The sequence below is a fragment of the Nitrosomonas sp. Nm33 genome (assembly GCF_900107265.1).
Lineage (GTDB): Bacteria > Pseudomonadota > Gammaproteobacteria > Burkholderiales > Nitrosomonadaceae > Nitrosomonas.
Genome location: NZ_FNPJ01000017.1, coordinates 31588 through 43468 on the forward strand (window position 1 = coordinate 31588; position 11881 = coordinate 43468).

Below are 11881 nucleotides of genomic sequence, written 5' to 3' on the forward strand. Positions count from 1 at the left end.
ATGTATTTCTGTTTATTTTTTATTTTTGACCTTTGTAGAAGAAATGTAATAACAAGATTTATTCAGAGGAAGTAGGGATGCATACTAAGGATGATTCTCTAATCAAACCTTCTCGATCTAGCTTACTGGCAGAAGCAAATCGGTGTGTTTCTTGTGGACTTTGTTTGCCACATTGCCCAACCTATCGTTTAACGTTGTCGGAAGCTGATTCTCCGCGAGGGCGTATTGCTATGGTAAACGGGGTGGTGAGCCAGCGTATTCCAATGAATGCACGTTTTGCTGAACATATAGACCGATGTTTGACTTGCCGTGCTTGTGAGGTAGCTTGCCCCAATCATGTGGCATATGGACGGCTGATCGATGAGGCGCGCGACATGATGACAGTTTCACTATCGGACTTGCCAGAGGAAGTAGTAGTAAGAAAAAAGAATTGGTTCAAGAACCTGTTGGAGAGAGTGTTTATTGATAAAACAAAGCGTTTTGATCTTGTGCGTCCACTCATCTATCTTTTCCAGAAAGTTGGCTTGCAGGAAAAGTTGCAGCAAGCAAGCAATGTAAAAGGGACTAAACTCGGGCTGCTATTATCAAAATTGCCATTGATTGGCTTTCCGTTCCATGGGTGGCAAGAAATTTATCCAGCAATTGGAAGGAAGCGTGGAGAAGTGGCCTTATTTCTGGGTTGTGTAGCACGATTAGTTGATGTCGAAACGAATATTTCAGCAATTTTTGTGCTTAACCACTTGGGCTATACAGTGCATGTCCCCTATGCACAAACTTGTTGTGGAGCGTTGTACCAGCATAGCGGTCGAATAACCAAGGCAGCGTATTTAATTGAGCAGAATAGGAAAGCATTTGCTGGGTTAAACATAAAAGTAATTATCAGTACAGCGTCTGGGTGTGGTGCGCATCTGGTAGAGTCTTGCTCTCAGAATCAAATGGAAAATTTTTCTGCTCCGATAGTTGATATCAATCAATTTCTAGCTGAGCAGGATTGGAGCGAAGTCAAAATCAAAGCTTTGTCAAAAAAAGTCGTTGTGCATGATCCATGTAGTATGCGTAATGTATTGCGTTCTTCTATTTACCCTTATCAACTGCTAGCGCATATTCCTGATATTGAACTGATCGAGCTTGCTGGCAATAGCCTCTGTTGTGGTGCGGCGGGTACCTATTTTCTCGATCAACCAGAAATTGCAGAATCATTACTAAACGATAAAATGGCAGCATTAGCGCAATCAGCAGAAGCAAGCTATCTTGCGACAACAAATATCGGTTGTTTATTACATCTTGCGAGTGGATTAAGAAATCAAGGGAAAAAAGTAGAAGTATTGCACCCAGTAACATTGCTAGCTCGGCAAATAGGTATACAATGATAAAATGAATAATTTGATTTACTTATAATAGCCGGAATTAATGCTATGCTGAATATAGATAAGTTCATTATAGGTTTTGATAGTGCGTTGCGTACACTAACGGTGCCAGCTCAAACATTACGTGCTGTGCCGGGAAAAAATCTGCCAGAAGGTGAATTAACTGACGAAGAAAAAAATGAATCATGTGCATTGATGCGTGTTAACCATGTTGGAGAAATATGTGCTCAGGCCCTTTATCAAGGGCAGGCACTGACTGCACGGAATCAGGAAGTACAAAACGCATTGACACAGGCTGCGCGCGAGGAAACTGAACATTTGGCGTGGACAGAACGTCGTATTGCTGAATTAGGTGGTCGGAAAAGTTTGCTCAATCCAATTTGGTATGGCGGCTCTTTTGCTATTGGTTTAGCAGCGGGGTTGCTTGGTGATAAATGGAATCTCGGTTTTCTAGCTGAAACAGAGCATCAGGTTGAAGCCCATCTTTCAGAGCATTTGCAGCGATTGCCTCATCAGGATTTGAAAAGTCGCGCTATTGTTTCACAAATGAAAATTGACGAAGCTGGTCATGCAACGATGGCAGTATCACATGGCGGCACAGAATTGCCATTACCAGTAAAATTACTCATGAAAATGAGTTCAAAAGTTATGACACAAACGGCATACTGGGTTTGATGAGCAGGATTTTAGAAGGAAGCAGGAATTAACAGAAATTCTATATTTCAGATTGATCATATTTGAGATTGATCATATAGTGTGACTTGCGAGTTCGCATAGGTAGTAAAGAGATCTTTATCATGAAAAATATCAACCTGACAGATCATTTTCTGATTGCGATGCCTAATTTGGCCGATCCGTTTTTTGCAAAAACCCTTACTTATATTTGTGAGCACAATGAACACGGTGCACTTGGACTCGTGATTAATCGGCCTACAGAACTAACTGTGGAGAAATTATTTGAGCAGCTTGGCATCCCTCTTACAGGTTCGTTCCCACCAGGGCGATTTGTATTGTTTGGTGGGCCTGTGCAGATCGACAGCGGATTTGTGTTACACCAGCCTGTAGGGAAGTGGAAATCTACGTTAGCAGTCAACCAGACAGTTGGATTGACATCTTCTGTTGATATTTTAGAAGCTATCGCAAATTGCGAAGGCCCTGAGCAAATATTGGTTACATTAGGTTATTCAGGATGGGCGCCTGGGCAGCTCGAACAAGAGCTGGCTCAAAATGCCTGGCTGACTGTTCCAGCCTCTTCTAATATAATTTTTGAAATGTCCTTCGAGGAAAGATTGCCTGCAGCAGCGCAGTTGCTGGGAATCAATTTTTCTAATTTATCGAATGATGTAGGGCATGCATAACTCGGATAACTGCATTCAAGCAACATTAACGATTAATAACTCAGTGCATGACCATGAAAATGTGTCAGAAATTGAGGGAAGATTGTCAAAGGGCACAGTACTGGCTTTTGATTTTGGAAAGAAACGCATTGGGGTCGCTGTCGGAGAAAAGGAGATGCGGTTAGCGCATCCGCTTACGACCATTCATGGTGAAATGACCAGGCAGCGTTTTGAGGCTATTGCCAAGTTGATTGAAACATGGCAGCCCGTATTACTCGTAGTTGGATTGCCAGTGCATGCTGATGGAACGGAACATGAACTCACCCAATTAAGTCGGCGGTTTGCGCGCCGTTTGGAAGGGCGTTATAGAATTAAATCGGTTTTAGTAGATGAACGCTATACGACCATTACTGCCAGATCTGCATTAGGTGAATTGGGTATTAAAGGAAGAAAACAAAAACCCATGCTGGATCAGATTGCAGCGCAGCATATTCTGCAATCTTTTTTTGATTGTAACTATGCAACTACCTGATGCAGAAAAATTACTTGCTGATTTGACTGAGCAGCTACGTCCTGTTGTCGATGAGACTGTCGCCATGATCGGAATCCATACAGGGGGTGCATGGGTGGCAAAACGATTGCATCAGGCATTAGAGTTCAGTACGCCACTCGGTGTCCTCGACATATCTTTTTATCGCGATGATTACAGTAAAATTGGTTTGCATCCCCAAGTTAAACCATCAGATCTGCCTTTTGAAGTTGAAGACAGTCATATCATTTTAGTCGATGATGTGCTTTATACGGGCAGGACAATCCGAGCTGCTGTGAACGAGATTTTTGATTATGGGCGACCCGCAAGCATTCATTTGGCGACACTAATTGACCGAGGAGGCAGAGAGCTTCCTATTGCAGCGCAATATGTTGGCGCGGTATTATCCTTGCCAGCAGACAAAATGCTTGAATTAAAACAGGATGTTGATGGGAAGCTGAGTCTCAGCTTACGCGATATTCGTCTCCCAGAGAAATGAATAGAAATCCTCAGTTAAACAAGCACGGTGAATTACAGCACCTGCTTACTACCGAAGGATTGCCTGTGTCCATTTTGCTGCATATTTTGGACACAGCAGAATCTTTTGCTGGTGTCACTGAACGGGAGGTCAAAAAAATTCCCCTGCTGCGTGGAAAATCAGTATTCAATCTTTTTTTTGAATCCAGTACCCGTACGCGGACAACTTTTGAGATTGCTGCCAAGCGACTGTCAGCAGATGTGATCAATCTCAATATCGCGGCTTCCGCGCAATCTAAAGGGGAGACATTACTGGATACAGTTAATAATCTTTCGGCCATGCATGCGGACATGTTCGTCGTCCGGCATGTGCAAAGTGGTGCGGCTCATATGATAGCAAGCCATGTCCGCCCAGAGATACATGTCATCAATGCCGGTGATGGGCGTCATGCCCATCCTACGCAAGCATTGCTGGATATGTTTACCATTCGCCGTTACAAAAAAGATTTCCATAACCTTCGAGTAGCGATCGTTGGAGATATCTTGCACTCCAGGGTAGCGCGCTCACAAATTCATGCGCTGACTACACTAGGTGTGCCCGAAGTGCGCGTCATTGCACCCAAGACTTTATTACCTAGCAAAGTTGAGCGCCTTGGTGTACATGTTTATCACGAGATGGCTCAGGGATTGAAAGATATCGATGTATTAATCATGTTGCGTCTGCAAAATGAGCGAATGCTGGGAGCAAGCTTGCCCAGTACTGAAGAATATTTTAAATATTATGGGCTTACTCAGGAGAAATTATTACTGGCTAAACAGGATGCAATAGTCATGCACCCTGGGCCAATGAATCGTGGGGTCGAGATTGATTCGGCAGTAGCTGATGGGAAACAGTCGGTCATTTTGCCACAAGTGACATTTGGTATTGCGGTACGAATGGCAGTTATGTCGATTCTGGCTGGAAATTGATGAGTTCTTTGAGTTGAATATCGAGTTTAGGTTATTTACGCATAACCAACTGTTATCACTATGAAAATCCATATCAAGAATGGACGCCTGGTTGATCCGAAGAATGGTATTGATATTATCGGAGATCTTTGTATTGCTACGGGCAAAATTGTTTCAGTAAATAGCATTCCTGCAGGTTTTCAAGATTGCCGGGTGATCGATGCTACTGGATTGATTGTGTGTCCAGGCTTGGTCGATTTATCGGCACGGCTACGTGAACCCGGGCTTGAATACAAAGCCACTTTAGAATCAGAATTGCAAGCAGCTGCAGCTGGAGGAGTTACCAGCCTGGCATGCCCACCCGACACTGATCCACCGTTGGATGAGCCTGGGCTGGTTGAAATGCTAAAACATCGAACTAAAAGTTTGGATCAGGTTAATGTCTATCCAGTGGGAGCGCTTACCCAGAAACTTAAAGGCGAGCGTTTGACGGAAATGGCTGAATTGCGAGATGCAGGTTGTGTTGCCTTCAGTCATGCCGATGCACCTCTGGCCAATCTGCATGTGTTGATGCAGGCCATGCAATATGCATCGACTTTCGGTTTTAGTGTCTGGCTGCGTCCGCAGGAAGTCAGCCTCGCAAACAATGGTGTGGCGCATGATGGTGAAATCGCGACACGCCTCGGTTTGCCCCCTATTCCGGTTTGTGCAGAAACTATTGCTTTGTCGAATATCATTTATCTGGCACGTGAAACTGCTGTGAAAGTCCATCTGTGCCGAATTTCCAGCGCAGAAGGTGTATCCCTGGTGCGAGCTGCCAAGCAGCAAGGATTGCCTATCACTTGTGATGTTTCGATCAATCATGTTCATCTTTCAGAGATGGATATCGACTTCTTTGACACCAATTGCCATCTTATTCCCCCTTTGCGAAGCTTGCATGATCGAGACGCACTCTCTAAAGGGCTGATTGATGGCACCATCGATGCTATTTGCTCGGATCATGCACCGGTGGATGAAGATGCCAAGTTATTACCATTTGGACAAGCTGGAGTTGGCGCAACGGGTCTGGAATTGTTATTGTCGCTGACGTTTAAGTGGGCAACGAGTATGAATATCCCGCTGATTGAAGCGTTAAACACGGTTACGTTAGCGCCTGCCAGGATATTAGGTATTGATGCGGGGCATCTAACCCTCGGTGCGCCAGCTGATATATGTATTTTCGATCCGGAAGAATATTGGTATGTGTCTGCTTCGACGATCAAAAGTCAGGGTAAGAACACGCCATTCTTGGGTAGGGAATTACCCGGACGGGTAAAATTTACGCTGACTGATGGCAATATTGTGTATGAAAGTTAATTTTCCGAAAATAAGATGGAAATCAGCAAACGAGATACAAAGTGCAGCATATACAGTACATTAGGGAAAGCCTGAATAAGTGGCTATTGTGGCACATTGCTTCGTTGCACGATGCTCGCTCCTCTCGCCATCTATATAAAGTATGGGGCTACGCAGAAACGAAATTTTGCTAAAACTTACGAGTTCATTTTATCGTTTCTGTGTTCCGTGCGCATTGTACCCGGTATCCACCTTGCTCACTTATTCAGCTCTTCCTTAAGATAGTGAGGTGTAATCACAACGTTTTTCACATAGCCTTTAAGTATTTTCTTAATCAAACAAAAGGTGTAATGAAACATGTGTTTTATTTGCATCTAAAAAATAATAATTCTAGACAATTATCATTATGAATCCTTTACTTGATTTTTCTGGACTACCTCGTTTTACAGACATTAAAGCAGAACACGTTACCCCCGCAGTGGAAGAATTACTGCATGATTGTCGAGAAGTAGTCGCCGAAGCTCGTGCTGCGGCAACTCCACCTACCTGGCAAGATTTTGTGCAACCCATGGTTGATGCAAATGAACGATTGTCACGTGCATGGGGGCAAGTTTCGCACTTGAATGCTGTGATGAATAGTGCAGAATTACGTGAAGTATACAATGCTAACTTGCCGCGTATTACTCAGTATTATGCTGAATTGTCGCAGGATCAGGCATTATTTGAGAAATTTAAGCAGTTACGAGGTAGTGAGGAGTTTAACAGCCTCAATCGTGCTCGGAAAAAGATCATTGAAAATCAATTACGTGATTTTCGCCTCGGTGGTGCTGAACTGCCCCTGGAGAAGAAAGCGCGCTTTATGCAAATTCAGGAAGAATTATCAGCGCTTTCTGCAAAATTTAGCGATAACTTGCTCGATGCGACCAATGATTTTTTTCTACTCATAAAAAATGAAAGTGAGCTCTCAGGTATACCTGATGATGTGCTGCATGCTGCCAGAGAGGCTGCCGAGAAAGATCCAGGTATTTCTACTCCTGGCTGGAAATTCACCTTGCATGCTCCTTCCTATTTAGCCGTTATGCAATATGCTGATAATCGGGCATTGCGCGAGAGTATGTACCGTGCCTACGTGACCCGGGCGAGTGAAATTGATAGCCTTGCGCATGGTACATCCAACTGGGACAACATGCCGCTGATCAATAAGATTCTTCAGCTCCGACAAGAAGAAGCCAGAATGCTGGGGTTTGATTGCTATGCAGAAGTTTCTCTGGTGTCTAAAATGGCTGAATCGCCCAGGCAGGTATTGGATTTTCTAAATGAACTTGCGGCTAAGGCTCGACCCTATGCAGAGCGCGATCTGGCTGAGTTGAAGCAATTTGCTGCAGATAAACTGGGACTGGGAAAACTCGAATCATGGGATTTCGCCTATGTTAGTGAAAAGTTGCGAATGGAGCGTTATGCCTTTTCTGATCAGGAGGTCAAACAATATTTCCCTGAAAATAAAGTATTGCCAGGTATGTTTAAACTAGTGGAGGCGCTCTATGGCATTAGCATTAGTCAGGTACCGCCATCCTCTAATACTCAATGTTGGCATCCAGATGTGAAATTTTTCAATATCCACGATGCCAAAGGTGAGCTGATTGGTCAATTTTATATTGATCTTTATGCGCGCCCGAGTAAGCGAGGGGGAGCATGGATGGATGATGCCATTACTCGGCGGCGTATTGAGCTGCCGGGAACTGGAAAATCGGCTATCCAGACCCCCGTGGCTTATCTGACCTGCAATTTCTCCCCCCCGGTGACAATCAATGAGCAAGTACGTCCCTCATTATTTACTCATGATGAGGTAATTGTGTTATTTCACGAGTTTGGTCACGGCCTGCATCATTTGTTGACGCGGATTGAGGATTTGGGCGCCTCCGGAATCAATGGGGTGGAATGGGACGCAGTTGAGTTGCCTAGCCAGTTTATGGAAAATTTCTGCTGGGAATGGGAAGTGCTAAACCATATGACTACCCATATCGACAGTGGTGCGCCCCTGCCGCGAGAGCTATTCGACAAAATGCTGGCTGCCAAGAATTTCCAGAGTGGTATGCAGACACTGCGTCAGATTGAATTTGCCTTGTTTGATATGGGTCTGCACTATGATTTTGATCCCCATGGGGAAAAAACTGTGTTGCAGTTACTCGATGAAATTCGTAACCAGGTTGCCGTGGTCATCCCACCTGCATTTAACCGTTTCCCGAACAGTTTTTCGCATATTTTTGCGGGTGGTTATGCAGCGGGCTATTATAGCTATAAATGGGCAGAAGTTTTATCCGCCGATGCTTACAGTTTATTTGAAGAAAATGGTGCTAATCAGGTAGTTAATGCCAAGACTGGCGAGCGTTTCAGGAATGAAATTTTGGCAGTAGGTGGAAGTCGTCCAGCACTGGAGTCCTTTATTGCTTTTCGTGGTCGGGAGCCCAGCATAGATGCATTGTTGCGGCATAGTGGTATGGCAGCCTGACGGCTGTGTATAAAGTAAGAAAAAAGAGAAAGTTTGAGGAAAAAGAAATGCTGGGACAGAAGAGTTTCTAGTAGACAAGATTTTGTCTCTGTTGACCTGCTGCTACCTGGATGCTATGTGCTCCAAAGTGGTTACCATAGCAGCTTTCATAAAGATAAACTACTTGTCCCAGTGCTCAATAAAGCATCAATAGAATAATTCTAGATTTCTCCGTTGAGCGGGATGGAGTGTGCAGTTTTGCGAGTGCGGGGCAAGGTGCGACGACGCGGAATGATCGGTTCCATTCCAAGGAGTGCAGCGCAGCCATGTGCTTGCAAAATCGCATAATCCGTACTGGAGCGGAAACACCCAAATTCCTTGCCCATGCAGTAACAAGTACATCTAATCTGTGCCAATATCTTTAGCAAGAAGTCTTTGAAATTATTGCAGCTCCCCAATCGCATTACTGAAAGCTGTGATAATGTTTGGACTCACGCTAATATAGGCGGTAACTGAGGAGTAATTGCGTTTTTCTCCTTTGTTGCTGCTCCTAATAAAGCAAAGCCATGAAGATTGCCTGCCATATCCTGAAATAGGGCTTTAACACCATCCTGATTGGCGTCAATCTGCCACTCACCAATCACATCAGGATCGGGTGGAGAGACTACGATAGGACAGGCTGGTGTTTTAACGAATACTGGCATTGGAGGATAGTGAACAGGTGTGGGCGTACCCATCACTGTTGCTGCCAAAGCGCGAGCTGCATGGGTAATAGGCATTACGAATGGCAATACCTTACCATCTACCTCTGCACAATCACCCAATGCAAAGATATTCGTATTCTCCGTTTGTAAATATCGATTTGTTACCACACCATGATTAACATAAATGCCTGCTACTTCAGCTAATTGGGTCCGTGGACGCAAACCTACTGCTGACAGAACAAGATCTGCATCGATCATTCGATCTTCCTCAAAGATCAAACGATAGCGGCTCTCGATTCGTTCAATACGCTGTACCTTGGACTTCAAATGAAATCTAATCCCTATTGCTGTCAGCTTATCCAATAGATACTTACCTCCCTCCTCGGGGAGTAACCTACCTAAAGGTTGTGCGCTAATATCAATAACATGTACCTGGTGACCTGCGATGGCAAGATCATTGGCAAACTCACAGCCGATCAGTCCTGCACCCAAAATAGCAATTTCTTTTTTATCTTCCAGTGCTTCGCGGAAACGACGGTAATCATCGAGATTATTCACGGATAAAACTTCTTCCGCTGCATCTCCTGACAAGGGCAACCGGATTGGATTCGCTCCAACAGCCAGCACAAGGTGGCTATAAGATAAATTTTCTCCATTTTCAAGGAGTACGCTACTACTGGATGGATCAATGTTATTGACGCGAGTAAACGGTCGTATCGTTATTTTTAGTTGACTGGACATTAATGCTGCATCCGAGGCCAAGATTGATGCAGGCGTTTTACCTGTTGCCAATGCGTTGGATAACATTGGTTTGGAATAAAATCCCCCATGATCGGCGGATAACATAGTGATCGGAATTTCTGTATTCAGTTTGCGTAACTCTCTGGCTACAGCATAACCTGCCAGGCCACTGCCGATGATCACGACTGATTGATGATTCATATACGTTCTACCATTTCAAAATCAACCTTGATTACGCCACATTCAGGGCAGGCCCAGCTTTCAGGAATATCTTCCCAGCGAGTACCCGCTGGAATACCATGCTCTGGATCGCCTATCGATTCGTCATAAATAAAACCGCACACTTTGCACTGATATTTCCTCATTATTTTTCAGGTCCCTCTTATCGGATAATCAAATATGCGCTTAATTGTACCTCAACCTCAACAGGAACCTATTTTTGATTTTGCTGCTTTCTTCCCATTCCTTTTTCATGCTTGATAAAATATAACTTCAATTTATTCTACACAGGCAGACATTGAACCATTGCCTTGTAGGGTATTCAAATATTTATTAACAAATTCTGACAGGTAGTTACTTATGAAACGTATTCTTTTATTCATTGCAACCAACCTAGCTATTTTATTATTACTAAGCATTACGCTAAGAATATTGGGCGTTGATCGCATATTAGAAGCTCAAGGTGGTGGATTAAATTACAATTCATTACTTGTGTTTGCTGCAGTCATAGGCTTTGGGGGCTCGCTTATTTCGCTTGCCATGTCTAAATGGAGTGCAAAAAATATGACAGGTGCTGTCGTCATTGACATACCTTCCAATGCTACGGAGGGCTGGTTAGTTGAAACAATACGTCGACAAGCAAAGGCCGCTGGTATTGGCATGCCAGAAGTAGCTATTTATGATTCACCCGACGTCAATGCTTTTGCTACTGGAATGAATCGAAATAATGCATTGGTAGCAGTCAGCACAGGATTACTGCAAAAAATGCAACAAGATGAAATCGAAGCTGTCCTTGCGCACGAGGTAAGCCACGTAGCCAATGGCGATATGGTGACGCTTGCTCTAATTCAGGGGGTAGTAAACACTTTCGTAATTTTCCTGGCTCGAATTATCGGCCATGCAGTAGATCGCATTGTCTTCAGAACAGAAGAGGAGCACGGACCTGCCTACATGATTACAAGCATCATTGCAGAAATTCTGCTGGGTATCCTTGCGAGCATTATCGTAATGTGGTTTAGCAGACAGCGTGAATTCCGGGCAGATGCAGGCAGTGCAAGTCTGGTTGGGCGCAATAAAATGATTGCTGCACTAGAACGTCTGAAACAACAGTATGAACCTTCTCATTTGCCAGACAGAATGGAAGCACTCGGGATCTCAGGTCGAGGAAGTCGATTTGGCTACTTGTTTATGTCACATCCTCCACTGGATGAACGGATTGCAGCATTACGTCAGGCGGCAAGCTAAAGCTTTAGGCGGTAGGACGCTTATTCTTGGTGTCCTACCATGTATCGTTCCAAAAGTAACCAGTCGTCCCTGAAAAACCCTTTTTCTCAACTACTAAGTTGTAGGTTAGGCATATTGCCAATCAATAGCCGATTAATATTGATTCCCAAACGAGTACACAAAAGCGCCAGTTGGCGCAGAATCTTGCGCAAGTTATAGCCAGCACCGCACAGTAAGGCATTCATGGCATCGCCTGCTGTGCCTTTCAAAAAGTTTCTCCCCAGACGCCCATCGTTTTTCATATGTCCGATCACGGGTTCCACCGCACTGCGCCGCTTGAGCTTCTTTTTGATCGCCACCGTGACGCCGCGCCTGGCTCCTGCTATCCATACTTTGACCGTATCCGTCACCACGTGTCCTCTATAACCCCGATCCACATAAACTTCCTTTGGCGCAATACCCGTTAGTTTGTGAACTTGTTCCAAGGATGCTGTCAGCGTATGCCCATCGTA

The 11881-nt window shown here is 44.4% G+C and carries 13 protein-coding genes; 9 read left to right on the forward strand and 4 right to left on the reverse strand.

Annotation, left to right across the window (positions count from 1 at the left end; translation table 11 throughout):
• The first annotated feature begins 77 nt into the window (after nt 1-77).
• From BLV54_RS05635 to BLV54_RS05670, 8 genes are all read left to right on the forward strand, one after another.
• Nucleotides 78-1370 carry a (Fe-S)-binding protein gene (locus tag BLV54_RS05635; RefSeq protein WP_090568998.1) on the forward strand — a complete coding sequence of 431 codons (1293 nt, stop codon included), beginning with the start codon at nt 78-80 and terminating at the stop codon, nt 1368-1370.
• A 45-nt stretch (nt 1371-1415) separates the two neighbouring features.
• A complete protein-coding gene (gene coq7, locus BLV54_RS05640) occupies nt 1416-2042 on the forward strand; it encodes a 2-polyprenyl-3-methyl-6-methoxy-1,4-benzoquinone monooxygenase (protein ID WP_090569000.1) in 627 nt (208 codons plus the stop codon).
• Nucleotides 2043-2164: 122 nt separating this feature from the next.
• Nucleotides 2165-2725 carry a YqgE/AlgH family protein gene (locus tag BLV54_RS05645; protein ID WP_090569002.1) on the forward strand — a complete coding sequence of 187 codons (561 nt, stop codon included), beginning with the start codon at nt 2165-2167 and terminating at the stop codon, nt 2723-2725.
• The gene (gene ruvX / locus BLV54_RS05650) at nt 2718-3236 is read left to right on the forward strand and encodes a Holliday junction resolvase RuvX (RefSeq protein WP_090569005.1); all 519 of its coding nucleotides are present in this window, start codon (nt 2718-2720) and stop codon (nt 3234-3236) included. The genes BLV54_RS05645 and ruvX overlap by 8 nt, the downstream gene beginning before the upstream one ends.
• Entirely contained in the window at nt 3223-3732 is a 510-nt protein-coding gene (pyrR, locus tag BLV54_RS05655) for a bifunctional pyr operon transcriptional regulator/uracil phosphoribosyltransferase PyrR (protein ID WP_090569008.1), read from the forward strand. The genes ruvX and pyrR overlap by 14 nt, the downstream gene beginning before the upstream one ends.
• Entirely contained in the window at nt 3729-4679 is a 951-nt protein-coding gene (locus BLV54_RS05660; protein WP_090569012.1) for an aspartate carbamoyltransferase catalytic subunit, read from the forward strand. The genes pyrR and BLV54_RS05660 overlap by 4 nt, the downstream gene beginning before the upstream one ends.
• Nucleotides 4680-4739: 60 nt before the next feature.
• Nucleotides 4740-6014, forward strand: a complete 1275-nt coding sequence (locus BLV54_RS05665) for a dihydroorotase (protein ID WP_090569015.1) — start codon at nt 4740-4742, stop codon at nt 6012-6014.
• Between the two features lie 385 nt (nt 6015-6399).
• Nucleotides 6400-8502, forward strand: a complete 2103-nt coding sequence (locus BLV54_RS05670) for a M3 family metallopeptidase (RefSeq protein ID WP_176969686.1) — start codon at nt 6400-6402, stop codon at nt 8500-8502.
• A 200-nt stretch (nt 8503-8702) separates the two neighbouring features.
• On the opposite strand, the gene BLV54_RS15980 is transcribed toward BLV54_RS05670, so the two are convergent.
• The 3 genes from BLV54_RS15980 to BLV54_RS05680 form a co-directional block, all read right to left on the reverse strand.
• A complete protein-coding gene (locus tag BLV54_RS15980; protein ID WP_176969687.1) occupies nt 8703-8867 on the reverse strand; it encodes a hypothetical protein in 165 nt (54 codons plus the stop codon).
• Between the two features lie 105 nt (nt 8868-8972).
• A complete protein-coding gene (locus tag BLV54_RS05675; RefSeq protein ID WP_090569030.1) occupies nt 8973-10127 on the reverse strand; it encodes an NAD(P)/FAD-dependent oxidoreductase in 1155 nt (384 codons plus the stop codon).
• Nucleotides 10124-10291 (reverse strand): rubredoxin, encoded by a 168-nt coding sequence (locus tag BLV54_RS05680; protein ID WP_090569034.1) that lies wholly within the window; start codon nt 10289-10291, stop codon nt 10124-10126. Before BLV54_RS05680 ends, BLV54_RS05675 begins: the two co-directional genes overlap by 4 nt.
• Before the next feature lie 214 nt (nt 10292-10505).
• Here BLV54_RS05680 and htpX point away from each other — a divergent pair, with 214 nt between their 5' ends.
• Nucleotides 10506-11390 carry a protease HtpX gene (gene htpX, locus BLV54_RS05685; RefSeq protein ID WP_090569038.1) on the forward strand — a complete coding sequence of 295 codons (885 nt, stop codon included), beginning with the start codon at nt 10506-10508 and terminating at the stop codon, nt 11388-11390.
• 86 nt (nt 11391-11476) lie between these two features.
• Here the strand turns inward: htpX and BLV54_RS15985 are convergent.
• A partial coding sequence (locus BLV54_RS15985; protein ID WP_371113274.1) for a transposase occupies nt 11477-11881 on the reverse strand: 405 nt, incomplete at its 5' end.